Source organism: Rhizobium zaerense (genome assembly GCF_051810725.1).
Taxonomy (GTDB): Bacteria; Pseudomonadota; Alphaproteobacteria; order Rhizobiales; family Rhizobiaceae; genus Rhizobium; species Rhizobium leguminosarum_I.
In genome coordinates this window covers 4,694,699-4,709,422 of the sequence record NZ_CM132690.1, presented here as the reverse complement: position 1 = coordinate 4,709,422, position 14,724 = coordinate 4,694,699, and the positions used below count along the sequence as shown (strand labels likewise).

At 60.0% G+C, this 14,724-nt stretch carries 16 protein-coding genes; all 16 read left to right on the top strand.

Annotated elements, in window-relative coordinates; genetic code table 11:
• Positions 1 to 261 precede the first annotated feature (261 nt).
• The 16 genes from rem to ACS4RR_RS23175 all read left to right on the top strand — a co-directional run bounded on the left by rem (position 262) and on the right by ACS4RR_RS23175 (position 14,694).
• On the top strand, positions 262 to 933 hold the full coding sequence (gene rem, locus ACS4RR_RS23250; protein WP_017967046.1) for a transcriptional activator Rem: 672 nt from the start codon (positions 262 to 264) through the stop codon (positions 931 to 933).
• A gap of 126 nt (positions 934 to 1,059) precedes the next feature.
• On the top strand, positions 1,060 to 2,367 hold the full coding sequence (locus tag ACS4RR_RS23245; protein ID WP_017967047.1) for a flagellar hook protein FlgE: 1,308 nt from the start codon (positions 1,060 to 1,062) through the stop codon (positions 2,365 to 2,367).
• 19 nt (positions 2,368 to 2,386) lie between these two features.
• Positions 2,387 to 3,874 carry a flagellar hook-associated protein FlgK gene (gene flgK, locus ACS4RR_RS23240; protein ID WP_260110087.1) on the top strand — a complete coding sequence of 496 codons (1,488 nt, stop codon included), beginning with the start codon at positions 2,387 to 2,389 and terminating at the stop codon, positions 3,872 to 3,874.
• Between the two features lie 3 nt (positions 3,875 to 3,877).
• Positions 3,878 to 4,924: a flagellar hook-associated family protein gene (locus ACS4RR_RS23235; RefSeq protein WP_017967049.1), complete on the top strand. Its 1,047-nt coding sequence runs from the start codon at positions 3,878 to 3,880 to the stop codon at positions 4,922 to 4,924.
• A 34-nt stretch (positions 4,925 to 4,958) separates the two neighbouring features.
• Positions 4,959 to 5,306: a flagellar biosynthesis regulator FlaF gene (gene flaF, locus ACS4RR_RS23230; protein WP_027666404.1), complete on the top strand. Its 348-nt coding sequence runs from the start codon at positions 4,959 to 4,961 to the stop codon at positions 5,304 to 5,306.
• Entirely contained in the window at positions 5,303 to 5,752 is a 450-nt protein-coding gene (gene flbT, locus ACS4RR_RS23225) for a flagellar biosynthesis repressor FlbT (RefSeq protein WP_003556571.1), read from the top strand. Before flaF ends, flbT begins: the two co-directional genes overlap by 4 nt.
• Positions 5,743 to 6,171: a flagellar hook assembly protein FlgD gene (gene flgD / locus ACS4RR_RS23220; protein WP_260110089.1), complete on the top strand. Its 429-nt coding sequence runs from the start codon at positions 5,743 to 5,745 to the stop codon at positions 6,169 to 6,171. The genes flbT and flgD overlap by 10 nt, the downstream gene beginning before the upstream one ends.
• A gap of 99 nt (positions 6,172 to 6,270) precedes the next feature.
• Positions 6,271 to 6,537 carry a flagellar biosynthesis protein FliQ gene (gene fliQ, locus ACS4RR_RS23215; RefSeq protein WP_017967052.1) on the top strand — a complete coding sequence of 89 codons (267 nt, stop codon included), beginning with the start codon at positions 6,271 to 6,273 and terminating at the stop codon, positions 6,535 to 6,537.
• 234 nt (positions 6,538 to 6,771) lie between these two features.
• Positions 6,772 to 8,859, top strand: a complete 2,088-nt coding sequence (flhA, locus tag ACS4RR_RS23210; protein ID WP_017967053.1) for a flagellar biosynthesis protein FlhA — start codon at positions 6,772 to 6,774, stop codon at positions 8,857 to 8,859.
• Positions 8,856 to 9,608 carry a flagellar biosynthetic protein FliR gene (locus ACS4RR_RS23205; RefSeq protein WP_017967054.1) on the top strand — a complete coding sequence of 251 codons (753 nt, stop codon included), beginning with the start codon at positions 8,856 to 8,858 and terminating at the stop codon, positions 9,606 to 9,608. Before flhA ends, ACS4RR_RS23205 begins: the two co-directional genes overlap by 4 nt.
• A 7-nt stretch (positions 9,609 to 9,615) precedes the next feature.
• Positions 9,616 to 10,029, top strand: coding sequence for a hypothetical protein (locus ACS4RR_RS23200; protein ID WP_222386371.1), 414 nt, complete (start codon positions 9,616 to 9,618; stop codon positions 10,027 to 10,029).
• 32 nt (positions 10,030 to 10,061) lie between these two features.
• Positions 10,062 to 10,625, top strand: a complete 564-nt coding sequence (locus ACS4RR_RS23195; protein WP_260110090.1) for a rod-binding protein — start codon at positions 10,062 to 10,064, stop codon at positions 10,623 to 10,625.
• Positions 10,626 to 10,749: 124 nt separating this feature from the next.
• Positions 10,750 to 11,115: a hypothetical protein gene (locus ACS4RR_RS23190; protein WP_130715633.1), complete on the top strand. Its 366-nt coding sequence runs from the start codon at positions 10,750 to 10,752 to the stop codon at positions 11,113 to 11,115.
• Positions 11,115 to 11,654 carry a hypothetical protein gene (locus ACS4RR_RS23185; protein ID WP_260110091.1) on the top strand — a complete coding sequence of 180 codons (540 nt, stop codon included), beginning with the start codon at positions 11,115 to 11,117 and terminating at the stop codon, positions 11,652 to 11,654. Before ACS4RR_RS23190 ends, ACS4RR_RS23185 begins: the two co-directional genes overlap by 1 nt.
• A 290-nt stretch (positions 11,655 to 11,944) precedes the next feature.
• Positions 11,945 to 12,784: a WecB/TagA/CpsF family glycosyltransferase gene (locus ACS4RR_RS23180; protein ID WP_170262887.1), complete on the top strand. Its 840-nt coding sequence runs from the start codon at positions 11,945 to 11,947 to the stop codon at positions 12,782 to 12,784.
• 140 nt (positions 12,785 to 12,924) lie between these two features.
• Entirely contained in the window at positions 12,925 to 14,694 is a 1,770-nt protein-coding gene (locus ACS4RR_RS23175) for a GumC domain-containing protein (protein ID WP_260110092.1), read from the top strand.
• Positions 14,695 to 14,724 lie beyond the last annotated feature (30 nt).

Here is a 14,724-nt window from a genome sequence, read left to right as displayed (position 1 = left end):
AGCCGTATTGTGACGAAACTGTGTCACAATGTGGCAGGAATCCGGCGTGAATCCCTGCGCAAGTTATATTTAACCGACCGTTAACTTTTCCACGAAATTTTGGTGTGCATAATCAGGCGTACCCACTAGATATAGATCAAATCGCTACACAGATCTTAATCAATTATTAGTTTCTGCCATTAACTTTAACGAGTTGTCGCCGATTCGTGCGATTCGTACCCATAGATCATCGAAGTGCCACACTGATTCGGAGGCGGACGAATGATCGTAGTGGTTGATGAGCGTGAGCTCGTGAAAGATGGATACACATCTCTGTTCGGGCGTGAGGGCATTCCCTCTACCGGCTTTGATCCGGCGGAATTCGGCGAGTGGGTACAGACCGCCGCTGATTCCGATATAGCTGCAGTCGAGGCCTTTCTGATCGGTCAGGGCCAGCGCAACTTCGAACTGCCCCGGGCGATCCGGGATCGGTCGATGGCTCCGGTGATTGCGGTCAGCGACCAGCACTCGCTCGAAAACACCCTTGCGCTGTTCGACTGCGGCGTCGACGACGTGGTGCGCAAACCGGTGCATCCCCGCGAGATCCTCGCAAGGGCGGCTGCGATCCGGCGCCGGCTGAAGGCGATCACCAATTACACCGAGATCGGCGGGATCCGCGTCTACTCGGATGGTCGTGACCCCGAGATCAACGGCGAAGTCTTCGCACTTCCCCGGCGCGAGCGCCGCATCCTCGAATATTTGATCGCCAATCGCGGTCGCCGGGTCACCAAGACCCAGATCTTCAACGCTATCTACGGCATCTTCGATGAAGAGGTCGAGGAGAACGTCGTCGAAAGCCACATCTCGAAGCTGCGCAAGAAGTTGCGCAAGAAGCTCGGCGTCGATCCGGTCGATTCCAAGCGCTTCCTTGGCTACTGCATCGATTGGGCCTGATTTTCCCGGTCGGGCGGCGGCGCCCGGCTGAACCTCAAAGTTGGCCTCGCAACTCGCCATGACAGACAGCTTCACGCAAGGCCCGACAAATACTCTCGTGCATAACAGGTAAAACGAGGTTTTCAGATGAGCATTTTCGGCAGCATGAAGACGGCAGTATCGGGGATGAACGCTCAGGCCAACCGCTTGAGCACGGTCGCCGACAACATCGCCAACGTTAACACCACCGGTTACAAGTCCGTGTCGACGAGCTTCTCGTCGCTTGTTCTGCCTTCCTCGGGCGGCAATTACAATTCCGGCGGCGTTCAGTCCTCGGTCCGCCAGTCTGTCTCCGACCAGGGCGATATTTCCTACACCACCTCGGGCACCGACCTTGCGATCTCGGGCGACGGCTTCTTCATCGTTCAGGGTGCGGACGGCACGCCGGTTCTGACCCGCGCCGGCGACTTCACCAAGGACGACGAAGGCAATCTCGTCAATGCCGCCGGCTTCATGCTGATGGGCTATTCCTACGACGCCGGCTCTCCCGCTGTCGTCGTCAACGGCTTCGATGGCCTCGTTCCTGTCAACGTCAACCAGGAAGGGCTGACCGCCATCGCCTCGACATCCGGGGTCTTCAAGGGCAATCTCGATTCCGGCGCCAACATCGCCCCGGTCGCTCCTGCGACGCTGCCGAGCGCCAACGCCGCCACCACGACGGCCGACACCAAGAAGTTCTCGATGGTCGCCTACGACACGCTCGGCAACAAGGTGATGTACGACTTCTACTTCACCAAGACTTCGGTCGCGGCGACGCCTCCGCCGGCACCTCCTGCCGTTAACAGCAGCTGGCAAGTTGCGATCTTCCGCAACGCCAATGCGGCAACGGGCGGCACGACCTCCTTTCCCTACAGCGCTGGCGGCGCCGTTGGCACAACCACGCTCGATTTCGACGCCAACGGTAAAATAACCAACTCGACGGGCTCTGTTAACATCGCCGATACTGTGACCGGTCAGACCATCAAAATGGATCTCTCCGGCTTCACGCAGCTCGGCGCCGCTTTTGCCGGCACGGGTACGCCGAACGGCCAGGCGGCAAGCCCGGTCAAGGACGTCACGATCGATGGCGACGGCATCGTCTACGCCAAGTACGAGGATGGCACCAACAAGCCGCTCTACCGTATCCCGCTCGCCAACGTCGCCAGCCCCGACAAGCTGACGCTCCAGAGCGGCAACGTCTACAGCGCCAACGGTCAGTCCGGCGTCACCGTTACCGGCTTCCCGCAGACCAACGGTCTCGGCACCATCAAGTCAGGCGCCCTCGAAGGCTCGAACGTCGACCTTGCCGGCGAATTGACCGAGATGATCGAATCGCAGCGCAGCTATACCGCCAATTCCAAGGTGTTCCAGACGGGGTCCGACATTATGGACGTCCTCGTCAACCTCAAGAGATAAGCAAGGTACCGGGTAAGCCATGTCGCTCACATCCGCACTTAATACCGCGCAGAACATATTCAACAATACCGGCACTCAGAGCAGCGTGGTATCGAACAATATCTCCAATGCGGGCAACAAAGATTATGTGCGCCGGCAGGCGATGCTCACTACGTCCTTGAACGGTGCCCAGGTCGTCAAGATCGACCGGGCGCAGGAAGATGCGCTGCTGCGTCAATACCTGAAGACATCCTCTCAGGACAGCGCCCAGCAGGCGTTGCTCGGCGGTCTCGAGGACCTGAAGTCGATCGTGGGTGGCAACGACTACGAAACGTCGCCATCCACCTATCTCGGTGTTTTTCAGCAGAAGCTTCAGGCCTTCCGCACGACGCCGGGCAGCACCGTCGCCGCCCAGGGCGCCATCACCGCCGCCCAGGACGTCGCCAACTCGCTGAACAATGCCTCGCAATCCGTTCAGGACGTTCGCGCCACCGCCGACAAGCAGATCGCCACCGCGGTCGATAAGCTGAACACGCTCCTCAGCGACTTCGAGAAGGCCAACAATGCGGTGAAGACCGCCACGGCCTCGGGTGCGGATGCATCCGGAGCTCTCGACGAACGTGAGAAGGCTCTCAAGCAGATTTCGCAGATCGTCGGCGTCAACACGACGACACGCGACAATAACGACATGGTGCTGAGCACGTCTGACGGGACGATCCTCTTCGAGACGGTTCCGCGCACCGTGACGTTCAAGTCTCAGGATATCTATACCGCCACCACTGTCGGCAATTCGGTTTATGTTGACGGTGTGGCCCTTCCGCGCGGCAGCGGATCGACGACGACAGGGCAGGGAAGCCTTCAGTCTCTCCTCCAGGTCCGCGACGAGATCGCCCCGAACTTCCAGAAGCAGCTCGACGAAATCGCCCGCGGCCTGGTCTCGCTCTTCAAGGAGCAGAACACGGCGGCCGGCCCGGCCTATGTGCCCGGTCTCTTCACCTGGAGCGGCGGCACGGTCGATACCGGCGCCACCGCGGTTGCCGGCATGGCGTCGACCATCAGCGTCAGCAGCACCGTCATCACCTCGCAGGGCGGCGATCCGATGCGCCTGCGCGATGGCGGCATCAATGCTACCGGCCTCGTCAACAATCCTACCCACCTCAGCGGCTACACGACGGACCTCGATCGTCTCTATACCGCCTTGGGCTCCGACATCGATTTCGACCCGGCGGCGGGACCGACGGTCGGCTTCGACGCCACGACGGGCATCGATTCGAACGTCAGCATCATGGAATTCGCGACGAATTCGCTCGGCTGGCTCGAGCAGTACCGCAGCAACGCCACGACGGCGGCGGAAAACACCTCGGCGGCGCTGTCACGCTCCGACGAAGCCTATTCGAATGAGACGGGCGTCAACCTCGACGAGGAGCTGACGCTGCTCCTCGATATCGAGCAGTCCTACAAGGCGGCGACCAAGATCCTGAACGCCGTTGACGAAATGTTGAAGTCATTGCTGGATATTGCGAGTTAAGCCATGAAGAGCTCTTTTATTTCAAGTTCGGCCATTCAGAACGCGATGCGCTTGACGATCCGTCAGGGGCAGAACCAGATGACCAAGGCAACGATGGAAGCGACGACGGGCGTCTATGCGGATATCGGTATCTCGCTCGGCGGCAACGCTGCCAGGAGCGTCGACTTCAGCCGCGAGGTCGACAGGATAGACTCGATCAAAGCAAGCAATTCGCTCGTCACTGCGCGCATGGAATCCTCGCAGCTCGGCCTTTCCAAGATGAAGGATGTCGGCGATGGCCTGGTTTCGAAGCTGACGGCGCTCCAGGGCAGCCACGACCCCGGCAGCATCACCGTCGCCATCCAGTCCGCCACCAGCGCCTTGTCCACCATGATGGACACGGCCAATACCATGGTAAACGGCGAATATCTGTTCTCCGGCATCAATACCGATGTGCAGCCGCTGACCGACAAGACCACCGCGACGAGTGCCGCCATCGTTACGGCCCTGAACGCTTATGCGGCAGGACTCCCGAAGGCGGTCAAAGATCTGACTGGCGCCGAAATGAGCACCTTCATCACCACGACGGTGGAGCCGATGTTTAGCCAGGCCAACTGGACCAACGCGACGACCGGCTGGTCGCAGGCATCGAACCAGAACATGACGAGCCGCATCAGCAACTCCGAAGTGATCGAATCCTCGACCAATGCCAATTCCGAGGGCATGCGTTACTTCGCGCTCGCCTCGGTGATGACCTCGGCGCTGTTGGGCCAGGATCTCAGCAGCGATGCGATGAGCACGGTGTCCAAGCAGGCGATCAGCTATACGACGAAGGCAACCAGCGGCCTGGTGACGCAGGCAAGCCAGCTCGGCCTTTCGCAGGAGCGCGTCAAGAAGTCCAACGACGCCCTCGATGCCCAGTCGAATATCATCAAGAACAAGCTCGTCGATCTCCAGGGTGTCGATCCTTACGAAGCCTCGACCCTCGTCAAGACTTTGGAAACGCAGCTTGAAACCGCTTACACGATCGTCTCGAAGATCCAGCAGTTGAGTCTAGTAAACTACCTTTGATGAGCAAAGGCGCGCAATAAAGAAGGATGCATGAATGTATCAGTTCTCATATGCCGAAGTCATGCAGGACTCGGTGGCCGACGCGAAAGAGCGGGAATGGCAGGTTCTCGACCGGTCCATAGACCTGCTGTCGTTGGCGCGCGAAAAGGAAAAATACGGCCGGGAAGCCATTGAAGCCCTGTTTTATACCCGCCGGGTGTGGATCAGTTTCATCGAGGATCTCAAACATCCCGACAACCAGCTGGAGATCGGGCTCAGGGCCAACCTCATCTCGATCGCAATCTGGATATTGAAGGAATGCGACAGGATCAGAAAACGTCAGTCCAATAACTACCAGGGCATCATCGACGTTACCACCATCATCAGGGATGGACTTAAATGAAAAGTACACTTCGCATTTCTCTGAAAGCCGGAGAAAGAATCTTCATCAACGGCGCTGTCCTGCGCGTCGACCGCAAGGTCGCGCTGGAATTCCTGAATGATGTGACGTTCCTTCTGGAAAATCACGTCCTCCAGCCGGAGGGCGCCACAACGCCGCTGCGTCAGCTCTATTTCATTGCGCAGATGATCCTCATCAACCCTGAGGGCAAGGATCACTCGACGGCGTTGTTCCGCAAGTCGATCACCATGCTGCTCTCCTGCTTCAAGAACGAGGAGATCCTCGCCGAACTGAAGCGCATCGATGCACTCGTCTCGACGGGCCGCGCCTTCGATGCGTTGAAGGCGATCCGCGGCCTCTACGCGATCGAAGACAATATCCTCAACAACCACGAAATGCCGCCGACGATGGTCGAGCAGATTCGCAGGGAGATTGCACCATGGCGGTAGATGCAACGTCAAGCGTGGCCAAAACGAGTTCGACGAGTACGACGAACACGGCCCAGCAGAAGGCGACGCTGAACTACGACAATTTCCTTCAGCTGCTGATCGCGCAGATGAAGAACCAGGATCCGACCGATCCGGTCGACGCCAGCGAGCAGATGTCGCAGCTGGCGAGCTTCTCGCAGGTCGAGCAGACGATCCAGACCAACACCAAGCTGGATACGCTGCTCGCCAGCTCGAGCCTCACCCAGGCCAGCGGCTACGTCGGCAAATACATGGAAAGCGCCGACGGCACCGTCAAAGGCACCATCGAATCCGTCAAGGTTTATTCCGATGGAATCATTGCGACAACCTCGGCTGGCGGTAATATACTCGTGCAGGCGGGAATCACTGTTGCCGACAAGGCGCCGACCAGCGATACCTGATACTAACGGCGCCGGTGCGCCGTATGGCGCGCTTGATACCAATCAATGGCGGTCCGGCCACGGCGGGGCCACTTCAAGGCGATATGAGGTTGCCTTCAAATGAATGAAGCTGATGCATTGGATCTGTTCCAGGCGGCGATCTGGACCGTCCTGATTGCCGCGGGTCCCGCCGTCATCGTCGCGATGGCAGTTGGTCTCATCATTGCGTTGATCCAGGCGCTGACCCAGGTGCAGGAAGCGACGCTGACCTTCGTGCCGAAGATCGTCGCGGTGCTGATCACGGTCGGCGTCACCGCACCTTTCGCCGGCTCGCAGATCTCCATTTTCACCAATCTGGTCTTTTCGCGCATCCAGTCCGGCTTCTAGAAAAGGATGATTTTAGGCCGGGTCGGCCCAAAATCTGAATCCTGTTCTACATTTTATAGTTAGAGCATGATGTCGCCCGAAAACCGCTCACACTTTTCGGCATCATGCTCTGGAGCAGTTCCAGCAAAAGTGCGCAACGGTCGGGCCACCTTCGCGCAAGCTTCGCCATTTAACTCTCGATCCGAATTGGGCGGGCCGCATGTCCGCCTCCTCTCATGAAGAGACGGAATCGTCATGGCGCAACCACCTGCACTGCCCCTTCCAAAAGTCGCCCCGAGCCTGCGCGATGTCGGTTTTGCCCTGGGCATCATCGGCATCATCTGCATTCTCTTTCTGCCGATCCCGCCTTTCCTGATCGATATGGGACTGGCCTTCTCGATCGCCTTTTCGGTGCTGATCCTGATGGTCTCGCTGTGGATCCAGAAACCACTCGACTTCTCGTCGTTCCCGACCATTCTGCTGATCGCGACGATGACCCGGCTGGCGCTGAACATCGCGACGACACGCGTCATCCTGTCCCACGGCAATGAGGGCCATGAAGCAGCGGGCGGCGTCATCGCCGGTTTCGCAAGCCTGGTGATGTCCGGCGACTTCGTCATCGGTCTGATCGTCTTCCTGATCCTCATCACCATCAACTTCATCGTCATCACCAAGGGCGCCACGCGTATCGCCGAAGTCGGTGCGCGTTTCACCCTCGATGCCATCCCCGGCAAGCAGATGTCGATCGACGCCGATCTCTCGGCCGGTATCATCGACGAAAAGGAAGCCCAGCGCCGGCGCAAGGAACTCGAGGAGGAAAGCTCCTTCTTCGGTGCGATGGACGGTGCGTCGAAGTTCGTGCGCGGCGATGCCGTCGCTGGCCTCATCATCACCTGCATCAACGTCTTCGGCGGCATCATCATCGGCTACTTCCGCCACGGCATGCCGATCGGCGAAGCGGCCGACGTCTTCGTCAAGCTCTCCGTCGGCGACGGCCTCGTCTCGCAGATGCCGGCCCTCATCGTTTCGCTCGCCGCCGGCCTTCTCGTCTCTCGCGGCGGCACCGTTGGCTCGACCGACCAGGCGGTCGTCAACCAGTTGAGCGGGTATCCCCGCGCGCTTTCCGTCTCGGCCGTGCTGATGTTCGTGCTGGCCCTGATGCCGGGCCTGCCGTTTGTCCCCTTCGTAATCCTCGGCGGTCTTCTCGCTTTCGGCGCCTGGTTCATCCCGCGTCAGGTCGAAGCTGAAAACAAGCTTCGCCGCGAGCAGGAAGAAAAGAAGGTCGTCCAGAGCAAGGAGCTGGAAAAGGATTCGGTCAAGTCGGTGCTGCGCACCTCGGAGATTGAGCTCGCACTCGGCAAGATGGTCTCGACGCGCCTGCTTGGCGCCCACCAGGAGCTCGCCTTCCGCGTCGGGAAGATGCGCAAGAAGTTCGCCACACAATACGGTTTCGTCGTGCCCGAAATCAAGGTGACCGACGATATCGCCATTGCCGAGAAGTCCTATCAGATCCGCATCCACGGCACGACGGTCGCCTCCAACCTGCTGCGCGTCGGCGAAGTTCTCGTCGTGACCGGCGCCGGCCGCCGGCCGAGCATTCCCGGCGACGAAATCCGTGAACCCGCTTTCGGTATGCCTGCCGTCTCGATCCTCGAAAACTTCGCCGACGATCTGAAACGCGAGGGATTCCAGCCGATCGACAACGTCTCCGTCGTGCTGACCCATATGAGCGAGGTCATCCGCAACAACTTGCCGCAGCTTCTGTCCTACAAGGACGTGAAGGTGCTGATCGATCGGCTCGATCCCGAATACAAGAAGCTTGCCGACGAGATCTGCTCGTCGCACATGTCCTATTCGGGCCTGCAGGCGGTGCTCAAGCTGCTGCTTGCCGAACGCGTCTCGATCCGCAACCTGCACCTCATTCTCGAAGCGGTGGCCGAGCTTGCCCCGCATGTCAGGAAAACGGAGCAGATTGTCGAGCACGTCCGCATCCGCATGGCGCAGCAGCTCTGCGGCGACCTCGCCGACAACGGCGTGCTGCGTGTGCTGCGGCTGGGCAGCAAGTGGGATCTGGCTTTCCACCAGGCGCTGAAGCGCGACGCCAAGGGCGAGGTGATCGAATTCGACATCGATCCGCGCAGCCTGGAAGAGTTCAGCGAGCAGGCCACCAAAGTTATCCGTGAGTTCATGGATCGGGGCCTGCCATTCGCCCTTGTCACATCGCCGGAAACACGCTCCTATGTGCGCATGATCATCGAACGGCTGTTCGCCACGCTCCCGGTCCTGTCGCATGTCGAACTGGCCAAGGGCATCGAGATAAAGATTTTGGGCTCTATTTCATGATAGCAGACCCGCAAGGGACCGTTCTCGCGCTGTTTCTGGTTTTCTGCCGGATCGGTGGCTGTGTGCTGGCTCTTCCGGGTTTTTCCTCGGCGCGCGTGCCCGACCAGCTGCGCGTCTTCATCGCCGGCGCGCTCTCGATCGCCGTCATGCCGTTGCTCTGGGACACCGTCTATCCGGCCGTTCACACCGGTGCCGGAACCTATATCGGCCTGATCTTCAGCGAATCGCTGATCGGCGTGATGTACGGCATGCTGGCGAGGATCTACACGATCGGCATGCAGTTCGCCGCGACGATCATCGCGATGATGGTCGGCTACACCCAGCCGGGTTCCGCCGACATCCTCGAAGACACGCCGGAGACCAGCCTTTCCGGCTTCATTACCTTTGCCGGCATCATGATTCTCTTCATCATGGATTTTCATCACATCGTCTTCCGCGCGCTGATCGATTCCTACACGACCATGCCCTTCGGCGGCCTGATGCAGATGCGCGCGACGCTGATCTCCTTTACCGACACGCTGGAGCAGACCACCTACATCATGCTGCGGCTGTCGAGCCCGTTTTTGATCTACGGCATGATCTTCAACGTCTCGATCGGTTTCATCAACAAGCTGGCGCCGCAGATCCCGGTCTACTTCATTTCCACGCCCTATCTGCTGATGGGCGGGCTCTTCCTGATCTATTTCTCGATCGCGGCGTTGATCAACCAGTTCGGCCAGTCCTTCGGCTCGATCTATATCGGGCGATGAGGCGGATATGATCGAAAAGAAGCGCTCCCAAAAGCTCAAGCGGCTGCTCTCAGTGCAGCGGCATATCGAAAGAATGGCCGAGAACGACCTGGCCGAAACCAGCCGTCAGCGTGTCGAGGTCAATGTGGCGATGGACGATGTCATCCTGGCGCTCGGCTCGATGGACCCCGTCCACCACGCCTTCTCGCAGAATTACGCCGATCGATTCGGCAGGCTCACCATCAAGGACCAGCAGCTGACCGGCATGCAGCAGGTCCACGAGATGCGGCTGACACGCGAGCGGGCCAAGGGCGACCGCCTCGAAGACGGCATGAAGGAAGCTCTCGAGGCCGAGCGCCGCGAGGCAGATGACAACGCCATCTACGATGTCATCGATCAGCAATTCGCAACGCCAGCCTCCAGCAAGCTTCAAAAACCATAGTCGTTACGATCTTAAATTCAGAGGATTGTAACGTGGCTATTTCGCCCCCCAGTGATTTGGTCCTGGATGTTGTCAAAGCTGCCGACCCCATGGAGGTTCAGGCAGCCCAGGAAAAGTTGAAGGCAAATCGTGCGGCCTTTGCCGCAACAAGCCTCGCCGAGAATGGCAAGGGCTTCTCCAATACGGTCGACGTTCTCGATCATATCGGCCAGAAGAGCGGCCTCGCAAACATCCAGAACCGCACCAAGGCGGAGGACGTTCCGGAAAGCTACCGGAAGTTCGAGGCCATGGTCCTGCAGAATTTCGTCAAGTCCATGCTGCCGAGCGAAAGTGAAGACGTATACGGCAAGGGCGCGACCGGCGATATCTGGAAGGGCATGATGGCCGAACAGCTCGGCAACACCATGGCCAAGGGAGACGGCATCGGTATCGCCAAGCAGATGTACAGCGAGCAATTGCGCCGGCAGGAAGGCAAAGTCATCAATGCCTCCACCAACGATGATGACCGCAACACTGCGCTCAGCATGATCGACGACTTCCAGCGCAAGACCTTTGGCACGCCGACCGCCGAAGCCAAGACCGACAGAACAAGATGATTTGAGGCCCGTTGGCCTAAAATCCGAATCCTGTTCTCAATTAAATAGTTAGAGCATGACGTGGTCCGAAAACCGCGCACACTTTTCGGCATCATGCTCCAAACGACGCATAACCGGGGTTACAATGGAAATAGTTTCGAACGAATACAGGATCAAATCCGTTCTCGGACGCCTCGAAATGATCATCGACAATGAGAACACCCGGATCGGCAATGATCCGCAGTTCGATCTCAAGGTCTCCAACGCGCATAAGAGCCGCTGCCTCTACGAGCTGTCGATGCTTTTCCGCGACACCGATCCGTCCGAGCTTGCCGCTGCCCATCTCGATCAGTTGCACGGACTGAAGAAGAAACTGGTTCTGAATGCCCGTCGCGTCGAGGCGCATCTCGAAGCGGTTCGCGCCGTCGCCGACCTCCTGAAGAACGCGGTTCAGGACGCCGATGCCGACGGCACCTATTCCCAGGAACAATTCGCCGCGCGTGGAAACTGATGATCAAGCTCGTCCTCACCGGTGTCTGGGTTTGCGCCATCACCTTGGCATCGGTCTATTTCTCGGTGTACCTGGCGACGGCGCCGGCGCCCGCAGCAACGGATTCCAAGCAGAGCGCTCTTGAACTGGTGAAGGGCGAAACGATCACGGTGCCGATCATCGGCAACGGTGCGATCACCGGTTACTTCCTCGGCCGCGTTTCGTTCATGATGAACAAGGACATGCTGAAAGGCGTGACGCTGCCGCTGAGCGAGATGACGACGGACGAGCTTTTCAGCCTGCTCGTCGGCAACAAGATGGTCGATATCGCCCACATCAAGTCCTTCGATCCGAAGGCCTTCCGCGAGGAAATCAAGAAGGGCATGAACGAGCGCCTCGGCGGCGAATACGTTGCCGACGTGATGCTGGAACAGCTCGACTATCTCTCCAAGGAAGAGGTCAAGGAAAGCTCCGCCGGCCAGCCGAAGAAGGTGAGTGCACCTGTCAAGATCGTCGAGACCGCACCGGCCGCCGAAGCACCGACGCCGGCGACCCACTAAGCATCATTAGCTCATCGACGACAAACGGCGCCCGAGGGCGCCGCTTGTCGTTGGCGCATGTGGTTAATAATCTACTTATACGAGCATGGAAATCCAAGGAATTTTCCTAAGGGTTGTTTGAAGCCGTCCTGTTATATCAGGAGTCACAGCTTGGCATGCGCCGCTTATCCGAGATCGGAGCGACGCCGTCCGGCGGGACGCGACCGGTCCTTTCGAGACCTCCGGTGCGGAAATATGGGCTTGTTTTCCGGGATGTCGGGCGCATGCAGCACCCTCGGCAGGAGGTAGGAATGAATCTGATTGCAAACTTCGCGGTGCTCGCATCGCGGCGGACGATCTTCGATCTGCCGGTCTGCGATCTCGGCTGGGACGACGCCCTCGTTTTCATCAACGAGCTGGCCTCCATTCCCGTCGGCCAGACCGTGGTTTGCTTCGTCAACGCCCACAACATGTTGACCGCGCTGCGCGACGACGAATACTACCGGATCATGTCGCACAATCTGGTGCTGCCGGACGGCATCGGCCTCAATATCGCATCGCAGATCGCCCATGGTTCGCCGTTTCCCGCCAATCTGAACGGCACCGATTTCGTGCCGGCCTTCCTGACCTTCATGGAGGCGCCGCGTCGCATCGGCCTCATCGGCGGCGAGCGTTCGGTCGTCGAGGCGGCGGCGGAAAACTTCCGCAGGCACACGCCCTGGCACGAATTCGTCGTCGTTTCCGACGGTTACTTCGACAAGGTCGATCCTACGGATGTCATCGAGGAGCTCGAGCGCCAGAAGGTCGATATCCTGATCGTCGGCATGGGGACGCCGCTGCAGGAGAAATGGGTTCACGATCATATTCGCGCCGATCATGCGCGCCTGGTGTTGACGGTGGGCGCTCTCTTCGACTTCGTCTCCGGCGCCGTCCCGCGTGCGCCGAGGACGGTGCGGATGATGCGCCTGGAATGGGCCTATCGCCTGCTGCAGGAGCCGACGCGCCTCTGGCGCCGTTACGTTGTCGGCATCCCGGTCTTCCTTTTCCATGTCCTGCGCTACCGCTTCCGCCGACGCGAAAGGATCCTTAGCCATCCGGAAGAGCACGGCAGCGCGCTGCAGCCGCGGTCGGACCATAAGAGGGCAAGCTGACCTCATAGCGTCGCGCGACTCAACAATTCTTGCCCGCTGCGGTTAACCATTTCTTTGCCATGAATATTTAGAGTGGCTTAATCATCTGCGTCCGTGCGGATGAGCGAACCCGGCCATCATGTGCATGAGATGTGGCGCAAATGTACGATATCAGGGCTAGAAACAACTTCCAGGATCGCGCAGCCACAGGACCGCGCCCCCATGACGATTCCTATGCGGCGCCCCGATCGAGCCGGCCTGATATCGCGCCGCCCGAGGCCGAATTGTTGCGCGCCATCGGCCGCGTGCTGGAGGAGCAGCGCGCCAGGACGGTGCGCACGGCACCTCTGGTCGACCGCATCGAAACCATCCTCGGCAACCGCCTCCGGGCCGCCAACGACGTCGGCCATCCGCTTCTTCAGGAGCCGGCGGGCGATGAAGAGCTGAGTGTTGTGGCCGACGAGCCTGTGATCTCACCCGAACCGCTGGCCGCGGTTCGTGAAGAACCCGTCGAGCCCCGACCGGCCGCGCCGCGCCGCCGCGTCGGCGGCATTGGTCTTGCGATGATGGTGGCCGCCGCGACGATCGTCGGCGCGGGCCTGCCGGCGCTGATGCCGGCTTCGCCGGCCCTCTACCGTGCCGAGGCGACACTTGCGGTGAAGAGTGATGCTGCAAGCCGCGCTGCCTTCACCCAGGCTGCGGCAAAAGGGCTGCTGTCGGCGCGCATGGTTGCATCGACGGTCGCCGCCCTGAAACTCGATCGTGATCCCGAATTTGCCGGCACCAGCGCCAATGCGCTCGGCGTCGCGCTCGATCTCCTCTCGGCGACCGGTGCTGCCGCCGATCCGGCCTCGCGCGCCGAGGCGACGCTGAAGCATGCGGTCGAGATACTGCCCGATGCCGCTGCCGGCACGATCCTCGTGAGGGTGACGACCGGCGACAGCGGCAAATCCATGCGCATCGCCGCAGGGCTTGCCAAAGCGGTTTCTACGGCAGACGGACCCCGCGACGTCGAAACCGATGCCGCCTTGCGCAAAACCTATGACGAGGCGAAGGCGGAGCTTGCCGCCTTCACTGCAAAGAGTGGCGAGGGCAACGTCAAGGTGGCGATCGATCTTCGCCGCCAGATCGACCAGCTCGATGCCGATCTGAAAGCGGCCGACCAGAATATTCTTGCCGCCAAGGCGCAGACCGACCGGCTCAAGGCGGCAAAACTTGCCGAAGTGCTCGACGGTTCGCTTCCCTCCGATATGCTTTCGCCGGCGCTGCAGAGCTGGCGCGACAAATATGCCGTCGCCAGGACAGCGCTTGCGCAGCTTTCGGCCGAGCTCGGCCCGCGCCATCCGCGCCTCCTGCAGCAGCAGGCCGAAACCGACGGTCTGAAGGACAATATGGGCAAGGAGCTGACCCGTCTTGCCCAGGCTGCCAACCTCGCTGCCAAGGCCGCCGTTGATGCGCGCAAGGGCCTGAACGACCGCCGCAATACGCTGATCGCCCAGAGCCGGGACACCGGCGTCGATTTGTCACGCCTGACCGAGCTTAGCGAAAAGGCCAATGCCGCGCGCTCGCGCCTCGAAGAGGCGACGTCCGCGGCGGTGGAAACCGCCACCGACGGTCGTATCGTTCTCCTGAAGCCGGCATTGGCAACCGCAGTCTTGGGCACCGATGGCCCGACCGGCCGTTGGCTGGCTGGTGCCGCGGCGGGCCTTGCGATAGGCATTGCCGCGGCTTTCCTGCTGCGGCTGCGTCGGCCCGTCGCCGATCCCGCAAGGAAGAAAACGCAGGCGCCCCGGCCACAGGTTCCACTGCCGTCGATGCCCGCGCAGGACCCCGCGCCAGTCGACGAAATGGAGGTGCTGCGCTCCGAGATCTCCGGCCTGCGCGACCGGCTTCGTGTTCATGCGTTCGAAGCGCGACAGCCGCTGCGTTGAAGGAACATTTCCTTGCATTTTTGATATTGC